The organism is Aeromonas sp. TW 6 (genome assembly GCF_013168745.1).
Taxonomy (GTDB): domain Bacteria; phylum Pseudomonadota; class Gammaproteobacteria; order Enterobacterales; family Aeromonadaceae; genus Aeromonas; species Aeromonas caviae.
The window spans coordinates 1-20,270 of record NZ_JABERS010000038.1; the positions used below are offsets into that span (position 1 = coordinate 1).

The window sequence follows — 20,270 nt, forward strand, 5'->3', positions numbered from 1 at the left end:
GGTGGTAGGATAGGCATCAACTCAGTCCTTTGGGTGTGGCTTGTTTTGTTTAGCGACTAATCAGATCGCACAAACTGGACTGAGTTCCCTTCCTCCGGTGATCTACTATTCGGAACAGCTATTTAGAATCAGCCCGTCATCTATTTGGGGCGCCATGAAAGGGGGCCGTTCATTGCGAAAATGCCCGCAGGATTTCTCCTTCATGAATAAGCATGCCCCGTTGCCGGAATACATCATGACGCCGCCTCATGCCACGCTTCAAATAACGATGACGACAGACCTTTCATAACAATTAATCCGGTCTGGCACCGTGTACCCTGCGTTTCCAACGATGCCATTGATGAGGCCTTCCTGCCGGAAGGCCAGGAATGGCCGTGCTTTTCAATCAGGATAAGGATGCATGATGAAAAAGTCCCTGCTGGCTGGCGCCCTGCTGCTCTGCCCTGCCGCCTTTGCCGCCACCACACACTGGGAATACAGCGGCGAGGCCGGCCCGGCGAAATGGGCCAGCCTGACCCCGGAATATGGCCAGTGTGCCGGCAGCAACCAGTCGCCGGTCAACCTCTCGGGTCTGGTGAAGGCCGATCTGGCCCCCCTGCAGTTCCACTATCAGGCGGGTGGCAAGACGCTGGTCAACAACGGCCACACGGTGCAGGTCAACTATGTCCCCGGCAGCACCCTTGAGCTCGACGGCATGCACTTCGAGCTCAAGCAGTTCCACTTCCACGCCCCCAGCGAAAACCTCATCGAAGGCAGGTCCTACCCCCTGGAGGGTCACCTGGTCCATGCCAATGACAAGGGGGAGCTGGCGGTGGTCGCCGTGGTGTTCGAGCCGGGCCAGGCCAATGGGGCCCTGAGCCAGGCCTGGCAGGTGTTGCCAGCCAAGGCGGGGGAGATCCATGCCTTCAAGGAACCCATCTCGGCAGAGCAACTGCTGCCCGCCCAGCACGACTACTACCGCTTCAGCGGGTCCCTGACCACCCCACCCTGCTCGGAAGGAGTGCGCTGGCTGGTGATGAAGGAGCCGGTCCAAGCCAGCCAGGCCCAGATCGATGCCTTCAAGGCGGTGATGCACCACCCCAACAACCGCCCCGTCCAACCTCTCAACGGGCGACTGGTGCTGGAATAAGGGGGTTATCTCACCGATTCGCGCAATAAAAAGAGGGCCTGCTGGCCCTCTTTTGCATCTTTCGCAAAGGTGTTTACAGGCTGGCGGCAATCTTTGCCCCCAGGGCAGTGCTGTTCAGCACCCGCTGCACATTAACTGCCAGGGAGTTGCCACCGGTCAGCTCGCACACTCGGACAACCGATCACAGGCTGGCAGCGATGCGCGCCCCCAGCGCGGCGTTGTTCAGCACCAGCTGGATATTCGCCGCTAGGGAGTTGCCACCGGTCAGCTCGCACACCCGAGCCAGCAGGAAGGGGGTGGACGCCTTGCCCTTCACCCCCTGCTCGTCCGCCTCTCGCAGTGCCTGGGCAATGGCGGCGTCGATGTCGGCCTTGGGCATGGCAAACTGGGTCGGGATCGGGTTGGCCACCACGGCGCCCCCCGCCAGCCCCAGCTCCCACTTCAGACGCAGCGCCTGCGCGATCGCCGCCGGGCTCTCCAGGCGGTAATCCACCTTGAAGCCGCTCTCCCGGGTGTAGAAGGCGGGCAGCTCCTCGGTCTGGTAGCCGATCACCGGCACCCCCTGGGTCTCCAGGTACTCCAGAGTCAGACCGATGTCGAGGATCGACTTGGCACCGGCGCAGACCACGGCCACCGGGGTCTGGGCAAATTCCTGCAGGTCAGCGGAGATGTCGAAGGTCTCCTGGGCACCGCGGTGCACGCCGCCGATGCCGCCGGTGGCGAACACCCGGATCCCGGCCATGGCGGCGATGATCATGGTGGAGGCTACCGTGGTCGCCCCCAACCCCTTGTTGGCCAGCACGAAGGGAATGTCGCGGCGGCTGCACTTGGTGGCGGCATGACCGGCCCGGCCCAGCGCCTCCAGCGCCCCCGCATCCAGACCCACCTTGAGGCGGCCATCGATGATGGCGATGGTGGCCGGCACGGCGCCGTTGTCACGCACCACCTGCTCGACCTGGCGCGCCGTCTCCACGTTCTGCGGATAGGGCATGCCGTGGGAGATGATGGTGGACTCCAGGGCCACCACCGGCTTGCCGGCGGCCAGCGCGGCGGCAACTTCAGGTTGGATATCGAGGTAAGCGTTCAACATGGGTACTCCTCCAGCATGCGTTCAACGGCGGCCTTGGATAGGCCGGAAAAGACGGTATCGGAACAATTGACGGTGAGGGCGGCGCAACCGAGGGCGAACCGGGTTGTCTCCATGATGCCCTGCTCCTGCAACCAGGCGTGGGCCAGCCCTGCCATGAAGGCATCGCCGCCGCCGGTCACGTTGACGACCGGGCTGCCGAGCACGGGCAGATGGCCCTGGCAGGCCCCGTCGCTATAGAAGATCCCCTGATCGCCGAGGCTCAGGAAGAGCCGCTGCACCCCGGCGCGATGGAACCAGGCCGCCGCCATGGGCCAGGTGTCGGGCCCCCCGATGGTGAAGCCGCACAGCTGCTCCGCCTCGGTGCGATTGGGTTTGAGGGTGTGGATGCGGTGCAGCCAGGGGCGGATCTTCTCCACCTTGGCCACCGACACGGTGTCCACGAAGATGATGTGCTCCCCCTGGCGCTCGAACAGCCAGTCAAGGGTGTGGGTGGCGAGGTTGGTGTCGAGCACCCAGAGCCGGGCCGCTCCGAGAAAACCGCTCAGGGGGGTGAGCCGGGCCGGGGTGAGCTGCTCGATGATCCCCATGTCGTTGACGGCGCAGCTCATCTCGCCGCTGCCATCGTGCAGGCTGAGGTAGCAGGAGGTCGACTGACCCTCCAGTACCAGCACCTGGCGCACATCGACCCCGGCGCGCTGGCTCACCTCCAGAAGATGATGGCCGTACTGATCGTTGCCCACCGCGGTCAGTAGCCGGGTGTCGGTGCCAAGGCGCGCCAGGTTCTCGGCGATGTTGCGCCCTACCCCGCCGGCGGAGGTGCGTACCCGGCCCGGGTTGGAGTCGCCGATGCGCAGGTTGTCGTGGCTGCAGCCACAGATATCCATGTTGGCGCCGCCGATCACCACGGCGTAAGGGCCTTCGCGCAGCACGTAGCCGCGCCCCTGCACATAGCCCTGGCGCATCAGGCTGGAGATGTGGCTCGCCAGCGCGGAGCGGCTGATGCCGAGCCTGTCCGCCAGCTCCTGCTGGGCAATCATGGGATCCTGGCGCAGCAGGGCGAGGATCTCTTGCTCACGTTCCGTCATAGACAAACATCCAGTTGCAAACGTTTGTCCATTATTTCCGAAAAACGTTTTCCCGCCATCCTCTCGTACAAGAAATGTCGGGTCGCGCACAAAAAATCACCGGGCAGTGCCCGGCGATCACAACATGGTTTCAGATGGGCCACTCACCCCAGCTGTACCCAGACCTCGCTCCCCTCCAGCCGCACCGGCCAGCAGGCGACGCTCAGGGCAGGATCGTCCAGACAGCGACCGTCCATCAGGGCGTAGCGCTGCTTGTACAGCGGCGAGGCGACCACGGGTTCGCCCCCGGCATCCCCCACCAGGCCACGCCCCAGCACCGCGACGCCGGCCAGGGGGTCCACCCCGTCCAGGGCATAGACATGCTCCCCGAGGCGAAACAGCGCCAGCACTCGCCCCTCCAGCCAGGCGCTGCGCCCGGCCTGCTCCGGCAGCGCCGCCAGCTCGCACACCCGGTGCCACTGCCCGCAGAACTGTGCATCGTCCTTGTCATCCTCCATACCACCTCCTTGATACTGATGGCGGGTGTGCAACCCGTTGCCCCCGCTCATACCACTTCCTTGATAGCGATATCCGGCACCCATTGCCCCCGCTCCTCACGGCGCGGCGGCGTCTCGTCCTCGGGCCGGTTGACGAAGGCCTCGAACAACTTGAGCTTGTCCGGATCCGCCAATGTGCTCTTCCACTCGCACTGCCAGGTGCCGACTATCCCCTCCATCATGGCCTCCAGCTCGGCACCGATGCCGAGCCTGTCCTCGATGATCACCGACTTTAGGTAGTCGAGCCCCCCTTCCATGTTCTCCATCCAGACCGAGGTGCGTTGCAGCCGGTCCCCGGTGCGCACGTAGAACATCAGCAGCCGGTCGATGTAGCGGATCAGGGTCTGCTCGTCGAGATCCGTGGCAAAGAGGTCGGCGTGGCGCGGCCGCATGCCGCCGTTGCCACACACATAGAGGTTCCAGCCCCGCTCGGTGGCGATGACGCCGATGTCCTTGCTCTGGGCCTCGGCGCACTCCCGGGTGCAGCCGGAGACCGCAAACTTCAGCTTGTGTGGTGCCCGCAGCCCCTTGTAGCGGTGCTCCAGGGTCTGGGTCAGGGTCATGGAGTCCTGCACCCCGTAGCGACACCAGGTGGAGCCCACACAGGACTTCACGGTGCGCACCGACTTGCCGTAGGCCTGACCGGTCTCGAAGCCCGCCGCCACCAGCTCGCCCCAGATGGCGGGCAGCTGGTCGACCCGGGCGCCGAAGAGATCGATGCGCTGGCCGCCGGTGATCTTGGTGTAGAGGCCGTACTTGCGCGCCACCTCGCCGATGGTGATGAGCCCCTCCGGGGTGATCTCCCCCCCCGGGATGCGCGGCACCACCGAATAGGTGCCGTCCTTTTGCAGGTTCGCAAGGAAGGCGTCGTTGGTATCCTGCAACGCGCGGTGGGGCTTCTCCAGCACGTGCTCGTTCCAGAGGGACGCCAGGATGGAGGCCACCGTCGGCTTGCAGATGTCGCACCCCAGCCCCTGGCCGTGCTTGTCCCGCAGCGCCTCGAAGCTCTTCAGCTCGCCCACCCGGGCCAGGTGATAGAGCTCTTGACGGCCGTAGGCGAAGTGCTCGCACAACCCCTTGTCCGCCTCGACGCCAAGGTCCGCCAGGGTCTGATCCACCACCTGCTTGAGCAGGTTGCTGCAACCGCCGCAGCCGGTGCCGGCCTTGGTGCAGCTCTTCACCGCCGAGAGCTCGTGATTGCCCGCCCGAACGGCGGCCACCACGTCCCCTTTGCTCACGTTGTGGCAGGAGCAGAGGATGGCGCTGTCCGGCAGCACCAGGGGTGCCGGAGCGGTCCCTGCCTCCCCCACCAGCAGGGAGAGCGGCGGCTGGGGCAGCGCCACCCCGTTCTGGTAGTACTGCAGCAGCCGCTCGTAATCGGCCCCGTCCCCCACCAGGATGGCGCCGAGCAGGCGGTTGCCCTCGCCGTCGGTCACCAGCTTCTTGTAGATGCCGTTGACCCTGTCCAGCAGCAGCAACTCCTGGGCGCCGGCGGTGCTGGCGTGGGCATCGCCGATGGAGCCCACGTCCACCCCCATCAGCTTGAGCTTGGTGGACATGTCGGCCCCGATAAAGCGGGTCTCGCCGCCGCACAGACTGGCCACGGCGGCCCGGGCCATCTGGTAGCCGGGAGCCACCAGGCCGAAGATGCGCCCCTGCCAGAGCGCGCACTCGCCGATGGCGAGGATGGCGGGATCCGAACTGTGGCAGCCGTCGTCGATGCAGATGCCGCCGCGCTCCCCGACGTTCAGCCCGGATTGGCGGGCCAGGGCGTCGGCGGGGCGGATGCCGGCGGAGAACAGCAGCACGTCGGTCTCGAGATGAGTGCCGTCCTTGAAGCGCAGCCGGTGGCGGGCCTGCTCCCCCTGCTCGATGCACTCGGTGGCCTTCTCCACCAGCACCTCGACCCCGAGCGCCTGGATCTTGTCCCGCAGCACGGCGCCGCCGCTCTCATCGAGCTGCACCGGCATCAGCCGGGGGGCGAACTCCACCACCTGGGTCTTGAGACCGAGCAGGCGCAGGGCATTGGCCGCCTCCAGCCCCAGCAGACCGCCGCCGATCACCACACCGCTGCGGGCCTGGGCGCAGGCATCGCGGATGGCGGCAAGATCTCCCAGGGTGCGGTAGACGAAGCAGCCCTCTCGCTGATGGCCGGGGATGGGGGGCACGAAGGGGACAGAGCCGGTCGCCAGCACCAGACGGTCGTAAGGGAACCGCTCGCCGTTGGCCAGCGTCAGGGTGCGGGCCGCCCGGTCGAGCACCTCCACCTCGGCCCCCAGTCGCAGCGTTATGCCGCTCTCTTCATACCAGGCGGGATCCGCCATGCGCAGGGCCTGGGGCGCCTTGCCGCCGAATACCTCGGAGAGGTGCACCCTGTCGTAGGCGGGGTCCGGCTCGGCGCCAAATACCGTCACCTCGAACCGGCTCAGGCCACCGGCCGCCACCAGCTGTTCGACGAAGTGATGACCCACCATGCCGTTACCCACCACCAGCAGCCGTTGCTTGTCGGCCGTGTCGGCGGAACCACTGTTCTGGCGACCGAGCAGGTCCATGCCGTCCTCTGCCACCCACTGTTGCTCTTTGTCTGTCATGTCTCTCTTCCTTGAATCCGGCGGGCTCAGGCGCGCAGCTTGCTGCGCACCTGCCCGGCTGCCTTGAGGGGGGTCACCTTGCGTTGCTTCTCGTAGAGGAAGCGCAGCACCTGCTGGCGCAGCTTGTGGTAGTGGGGATCGTCCGCCAGGGCGACCCTGTCTCTGGGCCTTGGCAGGTCGACGGTCAGGATCTCACCGACCGTGGCGCTGGGGCCATTGGTCATCATGACGATGCGATCGGAGAGCAGCACCGCCTCGTCCACGTCGTGGGTGATCATGATGACGGTGTTGCCAAGCTCCGCCTGGATCGCCATCAGGGCATCCTGCAGATGGGCCCGGGTCAGGGCATCGAGGGCGCCGAACGGCTCGTCCATCAGCAGCACCTTGGGGGAGAGCGAGAGGGCGCGGGCGATGCCGACCCGCTGCTTCATCCCCCCCGACAGCTCGTGGGGCATCTTCTGGCTGGCGTGATCCATCTGCACCAGGGAGAGGTAGTAGTCCACCCGCTCCGCCACCGCCCGCTTGTCAGACTCCACCTGGGCCACCGCCAGCGCCACGTTCTGCTGGACGCTGAGCCAGGGCAGCAGGGCGTGGTTCTGGAACACCATGGCCCGCTCGGGCCCCGGGCCCGCCACCTCGCGACCATCGAGAATGATGCCCCCCAGGGTCGGCTCCAGCAGCCCGGCCACCAGGTTGAGGACGGTGCTCTTGCCGCAGCCCGAGTGACCGATGAGGGAGACGAACTCCCCCTTCTCGATGCGCAGGTTGACCCGACTCAAGGCCTCGAAGCTGCCCTGCTCCGTCTCGAACGAGATGCCGACGTCGCTTATCTCCAGATAACTCTTCATTGGCTCTTCTCCTGCCTGAATAGAAATGTGATTAACGCAGCACCTGGCGCTTGTCCCAGGACAACCACTGCTGCAGGGCCAGCATGCCCCTGTCCAGGGCGCAGCCGATGAGGCCTATGGTGATCACCGCCACCATGATGCGGGCCAGAGACGCAGAGCCGCCGCTCTGGAACTCGTCCCACACGAATTTGCCGAGCCCCGGGTTCTGGGCCAGCATCTCCGCCGCGATCAGCACCATCCAGGCCACCCCCAGGGAGAGCCGCAGCCCGGTGAAGATCATGGGCAGGGCCCCGGGCAGCACGATGCGCCGCACGTGGGTCACAAAGGAGAGGCGCAGCACCCGGCTGACGTTGTGCAGATCCCCATCCAGCCCCGCCACCCCCACCGCCGTGTTGATCAGGGTCGGCCAGAGGGAGCAGAGGGTCACCGTCAGGGCCGAGGTGAGGAAGGACTTGGCAAGCCAGGGGGCGGGATTGGCGTAGAGGGCGCTCACCACCAGGGTGATGAGGGGCAGCCAGGCCAGCGGCGACACCGGCTTGAGCAGCTGGATCACCGGGTTGGCTGCACGATAGAGCCCCTGATTCATGCCGAGCAGCACCCCGCACGGAATGGCGATCAGGGTCGCCAGCGCGAAGCCGCACAGCACGGTGAGCAGGCTGGTGGCTATCTGATCGAAGAAGGTGGGGCGCCCTGTGTAGGGGCGCAGCTTCACCTCGGCCGCCGGATCCTCCGCCAGCCTTGCCGCATTGCGCACCTGCTGGCGTTCGAGGAAGGCCGCCGCCTTCTCCCGCTCCTGCAGATGCTCCTGCCCGAGGGACCAGAGCTGGCTGGCGGTGGCGAGCGGCCCCGGCAGGGTGCCCAGACTGGTCTGCACCTGGCTCGCCCCCCACTGCCAGAGGCCGAGGAAGAGCAGCACGCCGAGCAGGGGCTGCACCATGATTTTCCAGTTGATGGCTTTTAAATGGATGAGGGGCCATGTGTGTCGTTTCATCGGGATCTCCTTGCTCATTGCACCCGCTCATCGCCCTTGAGGCCGATGGCGAACTGTTGCAGGTAGGCGTTGGGGTGGCGGCCGTCGTAGATGAGGCCGTCGATGAAGCCATCCTGGGGGCCGCGATAGCCCTGCTCGCTGGCAAAGTCCGGGAAGTCACTGGCCTTGAGCTTGCCCTCGGCGATGAGGGCCTCGGCGGCCTGGCGATAGACATCCGGTTGATAGACGGCCTTGGCCACCTGCTCGAACCAGGCGTCCGGTCTGGCTTCGGGGATCTGGCCCCAGCGCCGCATCTGGGTCAGGTACCAGATGGCGTCGGAGTAGTAGGGATAGGTGGCGTGGTGGCGGAAGAAGACGTTGAAATCCGGCACCTGACGCTTGTCTCCCCTGGCGTACTCGAAGGTGCCCGTCATGGAGTTCGCGATCACCTGCTCGTCCGCCCCCACGTACTCGGGTTTGGCCAGCAGCTTGGCCGCCGCGCGCCGGTTGCCGTTGTCGTCTGCATCCAGCCACCAGGCCGCCCGCAGCAGCGCCTTCACCAGCCGCACATGGGTGTTGGGGTGACGCTCGGCCCACTGCCGGGTGACGCCGAACACCTTCTCCGGGTTGTTGCGCCAGATCTCGTTATCCGTGATGACGGGCACCCCTATGCCCCTGGCGACCGCCTGCTGGTTCCAGGGCTCCCCCACGCTGTAGCCGGCGATAGTGCCCGCCTCCAGGGTGGCGGGCATCTGGGGCGACGGTGTCACCGACAGCAGCACGTCCGCCTGACGCTGGCCCGAGTTGTCGCCGAGTGTGGGCGCATAGAAGCCGGGGTGCAGGCCGCCTGCGGCCAGCCAGTACCTGAGCTCGTAGTTGTGGGGGGAGACGGGGAAGACCATCCCCATGTTGAAGGGCTTGCCCCCCTGGCGATACTCCGCCACCACGGGCTTGAGGGCGGCGGCGCTCACCGGGGGCGGCACCTGGCCCGCCTGCGGCCTGGGCAACTGGGGCGCCATGGCGGCCCAGACGCTGTTGGCCACCGTGATGGCGTTGCCGTTGAGATCCATGGCAAACGCCGTCACCAGCTCGGCCTGGGTGCCGATGCCGATGTGGGCCGCCAGGGGCTGGCCCGCCAGCATCTGGGCGCCGTCCAGCTCGCCGTCGATCACCCGATCCAGCAGGATCTTCCAGTTCGCCTGGGCCTCCAGGGTGACGTAGAGTCCCTCGTCCTCGAAATAGCCCCGCTCGTAGGCCACCGCTAGCGGCGCCATGTCGGTCAGCTTGATGAAGCCGAGCCTGAGCTCCTCCTGCTCCGGGGCTCCCAGTGCCAGCACCGGCAGCGACAACGCCGCCAGCAGCAGTCCCGCACATCCTTGTCGTCCGTTCATTGCATCTCCTCCCTCGGTTCCGGGTCAGGGCCATGGCGCCAGGCTGCCTGGAATCGCAGTGCCACCTCGTTGCAGCGCTGCGACCCAAGGTGCGTCGCGACCAAAAAAAAGCCCCGCCGATCCGGGATCGGCGGGGCTTCTTTGCCCTGTTGCGGGTGAGTGACCTGACCGGCCCCTCACTGCGCATCATTACTTCATTGCTATCGTGTTTTTGTTATTCACTTTCCGTGCCAGCTCGTCCAGGGTGCATCAGGCGGCCCTTTGCGGCCTGTGGAGCCCTGATCCTCCCTCAAATTTGCCTCAATTAGGCGCAGTTGCACCAAAACGGTTGGCCACGGGAGCGCTCAGGCGGGCAAAGCCTGCAGCAGTTGCCGCGCCAGCTCACCCAGGCTCAGGTGACGGCTCATGGCGGTGCTGCGCATCAGGCGATAGGCCTCGTCCTCGTCCAGCCCCTGATGGCGCATCAGGCGTCCCTTGGCCTGCTCGATGAGCCGCCTATCCTCCAGCTTCTGGCGCAGCTCGCTCTCGGTCTGCATCAGGGCCTGCACCATGGCGAGCTGACTGCGGGCCAGACGCAGCCACTGCTCCACCGGCTCACGCTCGCCGCAAGGGTGGGGCACCAGCAACACCCCCTGCTGCAACAGGGCGAGCTGGGTATCGCCCCCCAGCCGCTCGCAGAACAAGAGCCGCGGCATGTCGGGCCAAAGGGAGAGGCCAAGGCGTACCTCGGCGCTGAACTGGCGGCAACTGACGAGCAGGGCATCCCCCCTCTGCGTCGGCGTCAGCAACTGGCGGGTATCGAGGATCCCGGGCTGATGGCCGTAGTGACTGACCAGCAGGGCCAGGCGGTTCGCCTGGCCCGGGTCATCGGCGTGGATCAACAGCCGGGAAGCGGGGCCGTCCTGGCCCCGGGTGGAAAAAGTAGTCATGGCGCTCCTTGTCGGCGACGATCGCGTTCTGTCTGGCGAAAATGCCGCAACATGAAGGCCAACTCTTTGAATCTACCTCCTTTTTATCTATCAGGAGGTAGTGGGGGTAGAGGGACAATCGCCCCTCAGGCGACCCGTTCCAGGGCCTCCGTCAGCAGCCCCTGCAGCTCGGCGCGCAGCCGCACCACCTCCCCCATGATGATCAGCACCGGGCTCTGGCCCAGCAGGGCACGGGCGGCCTGCTCCAGGCCATCGAGCGTGGCCTCGTGCACCTGCTGGCGGGGGCTGCAGCCAGCCACCACCAGGGCCACCGGCAGCGCGCCCGGGGCCCCCGCCCTCAACATCCCTTCCCGAATGCGGGCCGCCCGCTCCAGCCCCATGTAGAACACCAGGGTGTGGCCCGCCCGGGTCAGCCCCTGCCAGCCCTGATAGTCGCGCTCGTCCATCAGGTGCCCCGTCACCAGGGTCAGGGAGCGGGCCAGCCCCCTGTGGGTCAGGGGAATGAAGCTGCTGGCGGCGCAGCCCAGGGCCGCCGTGATCCCCGGCACCAGCTCGGCCTCGATGCCGTGCCGGGCCAGGTGCAGCGCCTCCTCGCCACCGCGCCCGAACACCAGGGGATCCCCTCCCTTGAGGCGCACCACCCGCTTGCCCGTGCGGGCCAGGGCCAGCAGCAGGGCGTTGATCTCCTCCTGGGTCGGGCTCGGCTCACCGCAGCGCTTGCCCACGTCGAAGCGGGCCGCCCCGTGGGGAATGCGGGCCAGGATCTCGCTCCCCACCAGGCGGTCATAGACCACGACCTCTGCCGCCTCCAGACGGTGCAGGGCGCGCAGGGTCAACAATTCGAGGGGCCCGGGGCCCGCTCCCACCAGACTGATTTGGCTCATCTCAGGCTCCTTGTGTCCTGGCACCGCACTAAGCGGATGCCAGGAAAACATGTTTGATCAACAGCTTGTCGATTTCGGGCAGACAGGTGCCGCAGTTGCTGCCACAGCCGAGCAGGGCCTGCAGCCCCGCCAACTCGCTCACCCCCTGCCGGGTGATGGCATCGACGATGCGCTGCTCCGAGACCCGCAGGCAGGAGCAGACCAGCCGGCTCTCCCCGGCCAGGGCCTGGCTCAGGGTCTGGCTCAGGGCCCCCGCCTGGAGCGGCGTGCCGAGCAGACTGGCCAGCAGGTCGACCTTGATGTCCGGGCGCCGCGCCCCCACCAGCAGGATCCCCTCGATACGATCTCCGGCCAGAGCCACGGCCAGCCACCCCTCCTTCATGGGCAGCCTGAGCCAGTGCCCCTCGGCCCCAAGCCGTTGCCACAGGCTCTCTGTGCTCTCTGACCAGGAGGCCAGCAGGGTGCAGTTCCCCTCGGGCAGGGGACGCCTGGCCCACCAGTCCACCGGCTCGCGCCACTCACCACGGCCACACCAGAGCCCTTGCCAGCGGGTGAGCTGCGCCCTGGCCTGCACCCGCCCCTGTTTGAACATGGGCTGGCCCGAGAGGGGATCCACCACGGGGGCGATGAGGCGGTTGACCGTTCCCTGGCTGCACTGGCTGTCGGTCCAGTGCATGGGCAGGAAGGCCTCCCCCTCCCTGAGCCCCTCATCCAGCCCCACCAGCAGCAGCGCCTCCCCAAGCCCGTTGCAAAGGCGCACCAGATCCCCCTCCTTCACGCCAAGCGCCAGCAGGCTGGCGGCCCCCATTCGCACCCTGGGCCAGGGCTCGGCCTCCTGCAACCGGGGCACGTGGCCGGTGCGGGTCATGGTGTGCCACTGATCCCGCAGGCGGCCACTGTTGAGGAGCAGGGAGACAGCCCCTGCAAGCGGGGGCGTTTCTGGCTGCTCGGGGAAGCGCTGGGCCAGGGGCAGCAGGCGGGCCCGGCCATCCGGGGTGGCAAAGCGCCCATCCTCGAACAGGCGATCCCGCCCACGGGGCCAGTCGGCGTTGACAGGCCAGCGCAGGGGAGAAAGGGCCTCGAATTCGGCACGGGTGAGACCCGCCAGCCCGGAGATGTCGAACTGGCGGGATCCGTCGTTCTCAAAGCCGGAGAGGGCGGCATGCTCGCAGAAGATCTCGTGCTCGTGCTCATAGGCGAACCCCTCGCCAAAGCCGAGCCGACGGGCGAACCGGGTCAGGGCCCACCAGTCGGGCCTGGCCTCCCCCGGCAGGGGCAGGAAGGCGCGCTGGCGGCTGATGGTGCGCTCGGAGTTGGTGACGGTGCCGCTCTTCTCCCCCCAGGCGGCGGCGGGCAGCAGCAGGTGGGCGAGGCGCGCCGTGTCGGTGTTGGCCGTCACCTCGGAGACCACCAGCAGCTCGCAGCGACTCAGGGCTTCGCGCACCCGGTTGCCGTCCGGCAGGGAGACCGCCGGATTGGTGCCGAGCACCCAGAGCGCGCGGATCTCCCCCCGGTGCACCGCCTCGAACAGCTCGACCGCCTTGTGCCCCGGCCCGCGCACTATGGTCGGGCTCTGCCAGAAACGCTGCACCCGGTCGCACTCGGCCTCGCCAAAGCCCATGTGGACGGCGAGCTGGGTCGCGAGCCCTCCCACCTCGCGCCCTCCCATGGCGTTGGGTTGCCCCGTCATGGAGAAGGGAGCCGCCCCCGGCTTGCCGATGCGACCGCACATCAGGTGGGCGTTGATGATGGCGTTGGCCTTGTCCACCCCCTGGTTGGACTGGTTGATCCCCTGGCAGAACAGGGTGACGGTCTTGGGGGTACGGGCAAAGAGCTGGTAGAAACCGAGCAGATCGCTGCGGGAGAGGCCGCAGCTACGGGCCACCTCGTCCAACTGCCAGGCCGGATCGTCCAGCGCCCCCGCCAACGCCTCGAAGCCGCTCACGTGCTGCGCCACATAGGCCTTGTCCCAGCCATCGACATCGAGCAGGTAGCGGCACAGGCCGTTCCAGAGCGTCACGTCGCTGCCGGGTTTGAGTGCCAGATGCAGATCCCCCTGCTCCGCCGTCATGGTGCGGCGGGGATCCAGCACCACCAGCTTGAGCTCGGGGCGCCGCGCCCTGGCCTGCTGCAGGCGGCGAAACAGCACGGGATGGGTCCAGGCGGTGTTGGCACCGGTGAGCACCACCAGATCCGCGAGCTCGAGATCCTCGTAACAGGCGGGCACCAGATCCTCCCCGAAGGCGCGCTGGTGGGCCACCACCGCCGACGACATGCAGAGCCGGGAGTTGGTGTCCACGTTGGCGCTGCCCAGATACCCCTTCATCAGCTTGTTGGCGACGTAGTAATCCTCGGTGGTGAGCTGGCCGGACAGATAGATGCCGATGGCACCCGGCCCGGACTCGGCCAGGATGGCGGCAAAACGCGCAGCCAGGGTGTCCAGGGCCTCCTCCCAGCCGATGCGCTGCCCCATCCAGCGCGGATAGAGCAGGCGATCGGGAAAGGCCAGGCTCTCCAGCAGGCTGGCCCCCTTGACGCACAGGGCACCGCCGTTGGCCGGATGCTGCTCATCCCCCTGCAACTGCCAGTTGTCTCCCTCCCGGCTCAGCCGGATGCCGCACCCCACTCCGCAATAGGCACAGGTGGTCTTCATTCCCTTGCTCCTTGTCATGTGTCTGACGAGGGGCCCATAAAAAAAGCGTCCGCCCCCCTGCGGGGACGGACGCCTTTGTCCGGATGCCTCATCGTCTTGTATGGGGAAGTGACTGCAAACCCCGCGCCAGGATGCAAGGGGCGCCGCCATTGCGCATCAGGGTGTCGGGCTGCGCCGCCACGGTGCAGCCGCCCCCTTGTTGGGCCCGCCTTGCGGGAATCCGCCCCGCACGCTGGGCAAGGGGCCCACCGGGGGTATAATGCGCCGCCACACAGGAGAGAGAGATGAAAGTGTCAGATGAAGGCGCCACCGGGCAGCACCGGGCAGATGCCCGGGAGAGAGGGGACTATTGCGCCATCGGGCTGGTCAATCCCAAATCCCCGGAGAACGTGGGTGCCGTGATGCGGGCCGCCGGCTGCTACGGGGCGGACGAAGTCTACTACACGGGGCAGCGCTTCGAGCTGGCGAGGCGTTTTGTCACCGACACCAAGCAGATGGTGGAGAAGATCCCCCTGCTCGGGGTCGAGGAGCTGCTGGACTTCGTGCCCGAGGGCTGCACCCCTGTGCTGGTGGATTTGATCGAGGGGGCCACGCCCCTGCCGGATTACGTGCACCCCGAGAGAGCCTTCTACATCTTCGGCCCGGAGGATGGCACCCTGGAACCCGCCCGCTTCGCGGCGGTGAAGGAGGTCATCTATGTGCCGACTCAGGGTTGCATGAACCTGGCCGCCTCGGTCAACGTCATCCTCTATGACCGGTTAGCCAAGACGCTCAGAGCCAAAAACTGAGGGCGGGGCAAGACGTTATCTATTACGACCGGCTGGCCAAGACGCTCAGAGCCAAAGACTAAGGGCGGGGCAAGAGGGGCCCGATGACGGCATCAGGCCCGACAGCTAGGGCTGTGGCTTGTTCGCCCGCACCACCTGCTCCCTGAGAAAGTCCTGGTAGTAGTCGTAGAGCTTGTTCTGCCGATAGATCTCCGCCAGCTTGCCCTGCCTTATCAGGGTACGCATGCCGGGATCCCAGAGCCCGTGCAACTCCCTGCCCTTCGGGGTATCGGCGAAGATGGGGTAGGTCGGGATCCAGCGCAGGAATACCTGTACCAGCTCGGGGGGAAGGGAGCCTTCGGGGTAGAGGGCGCCGTCGGTCAGGTAGTAGCGGTAACGCCCCTTGATCAGCAATTGCAGCGCCATCTCGTGGCTGTCTATCTCGAACCAGCGCATCGGCTCCGGGATGAACTTGTCAAAGGCCCACCCCCTCAGCCAGAGCACCTCCTGCTCCTTGAGGCTGTGCTCCCCTGCCCAGTGCGGCAGCCAGCGCTTTTGCATCACCACGCTCACGTAGTCCGCCGAGTCGGGGTAGTCGGGCTGATGGACCCCGGGCACTTCTCCCCGATAGACCCCCATCGCCATGTCCCCCTCCTTTTGCGACACCACCGCCAGTGCCCGTTTGTAAGGCACCATGTGAAGCTTCACCTCGTGCCCCAGGGGTTCATAGATGGCTCGAACCACATCCAGATAGACCCCCTTGCCGTCCCGGTGACAGAAGCCGGGCCAGTCGTCGCAATAGACGTGTATGGTGTCTGCCCGCACGAACGAGGTGATCAGCAGGCAACAGAACAGAAAAAGACGAACCATGAATATCCTCAGTGATATGGCACTCGGCAGATGCTCACCGCCGGACGGCCCGTTCAGGCATACAGATAGCATAGAAAAACAGAGTCCCGGCCGACATTTTCCCCATTTTGCGAGCGGGTCGAGGGTTATTGTCGCCCCACAGCGTATCATGGCAAACAAGATTCATTAGTAGCCCAACTTGAGGGGAGATTCTCATGCCAACCATCAAATCCCTGCTCTGCCCCGTCGATTTCTCCGAGATGTCCAGAGCGGTACTCGACTACGCCGTCTTCATGGCCAACACCCACCAGGCCGAGCTCAAACTGGTCCACGTGGTGGATCAGCTGCACGGCTTCGACAGCTACAAGATCCTGCACATGACGGCCATCGAGATCACCCACGAGATGGAACGCCAGGCCAAGAGTCAGCTCAAGGAACTGGTCGCCTGCCTGCCCATTCCGGCCAAGTTCGAGGTCCGTTTTGGCCGCGCCGCCGATGAAATCGTACTCCAGGCGAAGGAAGACAAGGTGGATCTCGTGGTCATGGGCAGCCATGGCCGCTCCGGCATCACCCACCTGCTGGTGGGCAGCGTGGCGGAATCCGTGGTGCGCCACGCTCCCTGCCCTGTGCTGGTGGTCCGCAAATAATCCCCGCCTGATGCGCCAAGGCCAGCATATGCTGGCCTTTTTGCTGTTCATTGCCATGGGATGCTCATCTCAGAACCGGTGCACGAGGGATAACGAGAGGTCGTCGGCAAGGTAGAGCGCCGCCCACCAGTCCTGGTGACGCCCTCGCAGCAGGCTCGCGGGCAGGGTCTCAGCCATGGGCATAGATGACGCTCCCTCCCTTGATGGTGTCGATGATCGCCCTGGACTGCTCCCTTGGCAGGGCCGGGCATCCCCAGCTGCGCCCCAGCTTGTCAAACTTCTGCAGATGCCTGGGGCTGGCGTAGTCCGCCCCGTGCACCACGATGGCGCGCTTGCGGGCATTGCTGTTCTTGCCGGGACTGAGGCCGTCGAGACGCAGGGAGTAACCGTGCTTGCCCTGATAGGTCTCGGCGGTGCGGTAGACCCCCAGGGAACTTTGCCGGGAATTCATCTGATTGGAGAACTGGCGGGCGGCCAGCTCCCCCGAATTGCGGCCGTGGCTGACCCAGGTGTGGTAGAGCAGCTTGTGGCGCTTGACGTCGATGACGAACAGCCGGCGCATGGTCGAGGGCTTGCTGTAGTCGATGATGGTGAGAATGGGTTTTCGCTTGTGGCGCACGCTCTGGTAACCGTCCAGGGCCTTGCGAAACACGCGGCTGTCGAGCTTGCCGGCCAGCCCGAGCTGACGATAGAGATCCTGGTCCCAGCTGGCGTGGCTGGCGCCGCTGAAACAGAGCGCCCCCAGCAGCAGTGGCAAGCTCAGCCAGAGGCTGCCCCACCACGCACTCCTATCCTGTCCCTTCATCCTTGAAGTTGCTCCCCTTGCTGTCGCTGGCCTGATGCCCCGGGTGACACCGCATCCTGCTGGATAGTTATATGCAAGCCATTGATTGCGAGCAATAAAAAAGCACAAAAATGCCGACCTGAGTCGGCATTGTCCTGCTTGCTGAGCGTGCCTGGATCAGGCACGGCTGAGATAATCCGCCTGCCCCACCCACTTGTAGCTGGTGAGTTCGGTCAGCCCCATGGGGCCACGGGCGTGAAGCATCTGGGTCGAGACCGCCACCTCGGCCCCGAGGCCAAACTGGCCGCCGTCGGTGAAGCGGGTGGAGGCGTTGACATAGACCGCCGCCGAACCGGCCCCGTTGACGAAACGCTCGGCATTGGCGAGGGAGTTGGTCAGGATGGCATCGGAGTGGCCGGCGTTGTGCTCGCGCATATGGGCGAGCGCCTCGTTGACGTCCGCCACCACCTTGACCCCCAGGGTCAGCCCCAGCCACTCGGTGTCGAAATCTTCCGGCCCCGCGTCGCACAGGTTGTCGCTGCCAGCCAGCAGCGCCATGGCATTGGGCGCGCCCACCAGGGTCACCTTGCGCTCGTTCATCAGAGCCACCAGTTGCGGCAGCAAGGTGGCCGCCACCTTCTCGTGTACCAGCAGGGTATCGAGGGCGTTGCAGGCGGAGGGGCGCTGCACCTTGGCGTTCTCGATGACCGCCAGGGAACGCGCCAGATCGGCGCTCTCGTCCACGAAGATATGGCTGATACCGAACCCGCCGATGATGACGGGGATGGAGCTGTTCTCCTTGCACATCTTGTGAAGACCCGCGCCGCCGCGGGGGATGATCATATCCACGTAGCGGTCGAGGCGCAGCAACTCGGCCACCAGCGCCCTGTCCGGGTTGTCGATGTACTGCACCGCCGCCTCGGGCAGGCCGGACGCCGCCAGGGCATGCTGGATCACCCGCACCAGCTCCAGGTTGGAGTGGAAGGTCTCGCGACCACCGCGCAGAATGCTGGCGTTGCCGGTCTTGAGGCAGAGGCTGGCGATGTCGATGGTGACGTTGGGGCGCGCCTCGTAGATGACGCCGATGACCCCGATGGGCACCCGGCGACGGGAGAGGCGCAGGCCATTCTCCAGCACCCGGCTGTCGATTTCGGCCCCGACCGGATCGTCCAGGGTGATCACCTTGCGCACATCCGCCACGATGCCGGCAAGGCGCGCCGGGTTGAGCAGCAGGCGATCCAGCATCGCTTCCGTGAGCCCCGCCTCGCGCCCGGCGGCGATGTCTTTCTCGTTGGCCGCCAGGATCTGGGCACTGCGTGCTTCCAGTTCATCGGCGATGGCCGCCAGCGCCCGGTTCTTCTGTGCCGTGCTGACGGTGGCCAGTTGATAGGCGGCTTCACGGGCCGCCTGCCCCATTTTCTCCAGACTCATCACAGTTCCCTTTTGTTCATGCGGTGTCGCCCTGTTCAGAGCAGCACCATGTCATCACGGTGGATGGCCACGGCCCCATAGCCGTAACCCAATACCTGTTCAATCTGATCCGAGTGGACACCGCGCAGCCGATCCAGCTCCAGATGGTCGTAACGGCAAATGCCGCGAGCCAGCTCGCTCCCCTTGGGATCCAGGATACGCACCACGTCGCCACGCACGAAATCTCCCTTCACCGCGACGATGCCCTTGGGCAGCAGGCTGGAGCCCTTCTCCTGCATGGCGGCCACGGCCCCCTGATCCACCTGCACTTCGCCGTGAGGAGGGGGCCCTGCCAGGATCCAGCTCTTGCGCCCTTCCAGGGGGGATGCCAGGGCCGGGAACAGGGTCCCCACCCGCTCCCCGGCGGCGAGTCGGCCGATCACTTCCGGGATCTGGCCGGTGGCGATCACCACGTCCACCCCGGCGCGGCGCGCCACGTCGGCGGCCTGCAACTTGGTGGCCATGCCACCGGTGCCAAGGCCGCTCACGCTGTCACCGGCGAGGGAGCGCAGGGTGTCGTCTATGGTCTGCACCTCTTCGATGAGCTGGGCATCCGGGTTGGTGCGCGGGTCGGCGGTGAAGAGCCCCTTCTGATCCGTGAGCAGGACCAGCAAGTCCGCATCCGCCAGGATGGCCGCACGGGCGGAGAGGTTGTCGTTGTCCCCCACCTTGATCTCGGCGGTGGCCACGGCGTCGTTCTCGTTGATGACGGGGATGATGCGGTGATCGAGCAGAGTGCGCAGGGTGTCGCGGGCATTGAGGTAGCGCTCCCTGTCTTCCAGGTCGGCGCGGGTCAGCAGCATCTGGCCGATGTGCAGCCCGTAGAGGTTGAACAGGTCCTGCCATACCCGGATGAGCTGGGTCTGACCCACCGCCGCCAGCATCTGTTTGTTCGGCAGGGTAGGCGCCAGCGGAGGGTGGCCCAGATGCTCGCGACCGGCGGCGATGGCCCCCGACGTGACCAGCACGACACGGTGCCCGTGTCGATGCAAGGCGGCACATTGTCTGACCAGCTCGACCATGTGGGCACGGTTGAGGCGGGCAGATCCCCCGGTGAGCACGCTGGTGCCCAGTTTGACGACTATGGTTCTGTTTTCCATGGGAACGAAGGGTTAGAAAAGTAAGGAATCCCTTTATACCCACGGCCCCCCTGCCCTGCAAGGCAATTAAGCCTCGCCAGGCAGTTGCAGGCTCGGTACCAAAGCATCGGATACCCCGCACCGGGAAGATGCGGGGCTTGGGGATCAGGCTGCCGTCACGCTCAGTTGGGCAGTCACCTGCTTCGCGGGGGAGAGGGTGCACTCCAGCTGGGTCAACTTGCCGCTGATCAGCTTGTAGAAATGTTGCAGGGTGCGTTCCACTTCCGCCTGATGCTTCTTGGGCAGCGCCTTGTCGATCCACTCCCCGTCCGCGTTGTAGAACCCCGTCTGATAGTGGTAGCTGAAGCTGTGATCCGCCTGCTCTAGCACCAGCCACCAGCCCCAGAACTCCCGCTTGTCCGGGGCAGGCTTGGCGCTGACGCAGACGGACAGGCAGTCAAAGCGGTATCGGCCCTCCTCGCACAGGTCTTCACGCAAATAGGGGCCAATGGCCGCGAACTGCCGCAGCAATCGCTTGTAAGTCACTCTTTCTGACATGCTAACCTCC

At 65.9% G+C, this 20,270-nt stretch carries 18 protein-coding genes and 1 pseudogene; 3 read left to right on the plus strand and 16 right to left on the minus strand.

Annotated elements, in window-relative coordinates:
• The first annotated feature begins 403 nt into the window (after nt 1-403).
• Entirely contained in the window at nt 404-1,129 is a 726-nt protein-coding gene (locus HKD46_RS16405; RefSeq protein WP_171865676.1) for a carbonic anhydrase, read from the plus strand.
• Nucleotides 1,130-1,202: 73 nt separating this feature from the next.
• Here the strand turns inward: HKD46_RS16405 and HKD46_RS21640 are convergent.
• The 11 genes and pseudogenes from HKD46_RS21640 to HKD46_RS16455 all read right to left on the minus strand — a co-directional run.
• Nucleotides 1,203-1,301: pseudogene (locus HKD46_RS21640) on the minus strand (pseudouridine-5-phosphate glycosidase); the annotation flags it as partial.
• Nucleotides 1,302-1,310: 9 nt separating this feature from the next.
• A complete protein-coding gene (locus HKD46_RS16410) occupies nt 1,311-2,219 on the minus strand; it encodes a pseudouridine-5'-phosphate glycosidase (RefSeq protein ID WP_171865677.1) in 909 nt (302 codons plus the stop codon).
• Complete coding sequence (locus tag HKD46_RS16415; RefSeq protein ID WP_042014421.1) at nt 2,213-3,304, minus strand: PfkB family carbohydrate kinase; 1,092 nt, start codon at nt 3,302-3,304, stop codon at nt 2,213-2,215. The genes HKD46_RS16410 and HKD46_RS16415 overlap by 7 nt, the downstream gene beginning before the upstream one ends.
• Before the next feature lie 143 nt (nt 3,305-3,447).
• Complete coding sequence (nirD, locus tag HKD46_RS16420; protein WP_234924941.1) at nt 3,448-3,852, minus strand: nitrite reductase small subunit NirD; 405 nt, start codon at nt 3,850-3,852, stop codon at nt 3,448-3,450.
• Nucleotides 3,849-6,431 (minus strand): nitrite reductase large subunit NirB, encoded by a 2,583-nt coding sequence (gene nirB / locus HKD46_RS16425; protein ID WP_171865678.1) that lies wholly within the window; start codon nt 6,429-6,431, stop codon nt 3,849-3,851. The genes nirD and nirB overlap by 4 nt, the downstream gene beginning before the upstream one ends.
• Nucleotides 6,432-6,457: 26 nt before the next feature.
• Nucleotides 6,458-7,279 (minus strand): ABC transporter ATP-binding protein, encoded by an 822-nt coding sequence (locus HKD46_RS16430; RefSeq protein WP_010675449.1) that lies wholly within the window; start codon nt 7,277-7,279, stop codon nt 6,458-6,460.
• Between the two features lie 31 nt (nt 7,280-7,310).
• The gene (locus HKD46_RS16435) at nt 7,311-8,270 is read right to left on the minus strand and encodes an ABC transporter permease (RefSeq protein ID WP_171865679.1); all 960 of its coding nucleotides are present in this window, start codon (nt 8,268-8,270) and stop codon (nt 7,311-7,313) included.
• 14 nt (nt 8,271-8,284) lie between these two features.
• Nucleotides 8,285-9,640, minus strand: coding sequence for a CmpA/NrtA family ABC transporter substrate-binding protein (locus HKD46_RS16440; protein WP_171865680.1), 1,356 nt, complete (start codon nt 9,638-9,640; stop codon nt 8,285-8,287).
• Nucleotides 9,641-9,984: 344 nt separating this feature from the next.
• The gene (locus HKD46_RS16445) at nt 9,985-10,569 is read right to left on the minus strand and encodes an ANTAR domain-containing response regulator (protein ID WP_010675452.1); all 585 of its coding nucleotides are present in this window, start codon (nt 10,567-10,569) and stop codon (nt 9,985-9,987) included.
• A gap of 125 nt (nt 10,570-10,694) precedes the next feature.
• A complete protein-coding gene (gene cobA / locus HKD46_RS16450; RefSeq protein WP_010675453.1) occupies nt 10,695-11,453 on the minus strand; it encodes a uroporphyrinogen-III C-methyltransferase in 759 nt (252 codons plus the stop codon).
• A 28-nt stretch (nt 11,454-11,481) separates the two neighbouring features.
• Entirely contained in the window at nt 11,482-14,106 is a 2,625-nt protein-coding gene (locus HKD46_RS16455; RefSeq protein ID WP_171865681.1) for a nitrate reductase, read from the minus strand.
• Between the two features lie 284 nt (nt 14,107-14,390).
• On the opposite strand from HKD46_RS16455, the gene HKD46_RS16460 reads away from it, so the two are divergent.
• On the plus strand, nt 14,391-14,894 hold the full coding sequence (locus HKD46_RS16460) for an RNA methyltransferase (protein WP_103858109.1): 504 nt from the start codon (nt 14,391-14,393) through the stop codon (nt 14,892-14,894).
• A gap of 105 nt (nt 14,895-14,999) precedes the next feature.
• On the opposite strand, the gene HKD46_RS16465 is transcribed toward HKD46_RS16460, so the two are convergent.
• Nucleotides 15,000-15,743 carry a hypothetical protein gene (locus tag HKD46_RS16465; protein ID WP_042016889.1) on the minus strand — a complete coding sequence of 248 codons (744 nt, stop codon included), beginning with the start codon at nt 15,741-15,743 and terminating at the stop codon, nt 15,000-15,002.
• 194 nt (nt 15,744-15,937) lie between these two features.
• Between HKD46_RS16465 and HKD46_RS16470 the strand changes: the two genes are divergently transcribed.
• Nucleotides 15,938-16,369, plus strand: coding sequence for a universal stress protein (locus HKD46_RS16470; protein ID WP_041212463.1), 432 nt, complete (start codon nt 15,938-15,940; stop codon nt 16,367-16,369).
• Nucleotides 16,370-16,538: 169 nt separating this feature from the next.
• On the opposite strand, the gene HKD46_RS16475 is transcribed toward HKD46_RS16470, so the two are convergent.
• The 4 genes from HKD46_RS16475 to crl form a co-directional block, all read right to left on the minus strand.
• Complete coding sequence (locus HKD46_RS16475; RefSeq protein WP_042016892.1) at nt 16,539-17,174, minus strand: murein L,D-transpeptidase catalytic domain family protein; 636 nt, start codon at nt 17,172-17,174, stop codon at nt 16,539-16,541.
• A 156-nt stretch (nt 17,175-17,330) separates the two neighbouring features.
• A complete protein-coding gene (locus tag HKD46_RS16480) occupies nt 17,331-18,587 on the minus strand; it encodes a glutamate-5-semialdehyde dehydrogenase (RefSeq protein WP_262512438.1) in 1,257 nt (418 codons plus the stop codon).
• Between the two features lie 32 nt (nt 18,588-18,619).
• The gene (gene proB / locus HKD46_RS16485; protein WP_048207022.1) at nt 18,620-19,723 is read right to left on the minus strand and encodes a glutamate 5-kinase; all 1,104 of its coding nucleotides are present in this window, start codon (nt 19,721-19,723) and stop codon (nt 18,620-18,622) included.
• Between the two features lie 144 nt (nt 19,724-19,867).
• On the minus strand, nt 19,868-20,260 hold the full coding sequence (gene crl / locus HKD46_RS16490; protein WP_128313970.1) for a sigma factor-binding protein Crl: 393 nt from the start codon (nt 20,258-20,260) through the stop codon (nt 19,868-19,870).
• Between the last annotated feature and the right edge of the window lie 10 nt (nt 20,261-20,270).

Excerpts from the sequence above, each read along its gene's own strand:
- HKD46_RS16405 (WP_171865676.1), top strand. The coding sequence starts at position 404 with ATGAAAAAGTCCCTGCTGGCTGGCGCCCTGCTGCTCTGCCCTGCCGCC.
- HKD46_RS16410 (WP_171865677.1), bottom strand. The coding sequence starts at position 2,219 with ATGTTGAACGCTTACCTCGATATCCAACCTGAAGTTGCCGCCGCGCTG.
- HKD46_RS16415 (WP_042014421.1), bottom strand. The coding sequence starts at position 3,304 with ATGACGGAACGTGAGCAAGAGATCCTCGCCCTGCTGCGCCAGGATCCC.
- nirD (WP_234924941.1), bottom strand. The coding sequence starts at position 3,852 with ATGAGCGGGGGCAACGGGTTGCACACCCGCCATCAGTATCAAGGAGGT.
- nirB (WP_171865678.1), bottom strand. The coding sequence starts at position 6,431 with ATGACAGACAAAGAGCAACAGTGGGTGGCAGAGGACGGCATGGACCTG.
- HKD46_RS16430 (WP_010675449.1), bottom strand. The coding sequence starts at position 7,279 with ATGAAGAGTTATCTGGAGATAAGCGACGTCGGCATCTCGTTCGAGACG.
- HKD46_RS16435 (WP_171865679.1), bottom strand. The coding sequence starts at position 8,270 with ATGAAACGACACACATGGCCCCTCATCCATTTAAAAGCCATCAACTGG.
- HKD46_RS16440 (WP_171865680.1), bottom strand. The coding sequence starts at position 9,640 with ATGAACGGACGACAAGGATGTGCGGGACTGCTGCTGGCGGCGTTGTCG.
- HKD46_RS16445 (WP_010675452.1), bottom strand. The coding sequence starts at position 10,569 with ATGACTACTTTTTCCACCCGGGGCCAGGACGGCCCCGCTTCCCGGCTG.
- cobA (WP_010675453.1), bottom strand. The coding sequence starts at position 11,453 with ATGAGCCAAATCAGTCTGGTGGGAGCGGGCCCCGGGCCCCTCGAATTG.
- HKD46_RS16455 (WP_171865681.1), bottom strand. The coding sequence starts at position 14,106 with ATGAAGACCACCTGTGCCTATTGCGGAGTGGGGTGCGGCATCCGGCTG.
- HKD46_RS16460 (WP_103858109.1), top strand. The coding sequence starts at position 14,391 with ATGAAAGTGTCAGATGAAGGCGCCACCGGGCAGCACCGGGCAGATGCC.
- HKD46_RS16465 (WP_042016889.1), bottom strand. The coding sequence starts at position 15,743 with ATGGTTCGTCTTTTTCTGTTCTGTTGCCTGCTGATCACCTCGTTCGTG.
- HKD46_RS16470 (WP_041212463.1), top strand. The coding sequence starts at position 15,938 with ATGCCAACCATCAAATCCCTGCTCTGCCCCGTCGATTTCTCCGAGATG.
- HKD46_RS16475 (WP_042016892.1), bottom strand. The coding sequence starts at position 17,174 with ATGAAGGGACAGGATAGGAGTGCGTGGTGGGGCAGCCTCTGGCTGAGC.
- proB (WP_048207022.1), bottom strand. The coding sequence starts at position 19,723 with ATGGAAAACAGAACCATAGTCGTCAAACTGGGCACCAGCGTGCTCACC.
- crl (WP_128313970.1), bottom strand. The coding sequence starts at position 20,260 with ATGTCAGAAAGAGTGACTTACAAGCGATTGCTGCGGCAGTTCGCGGCC.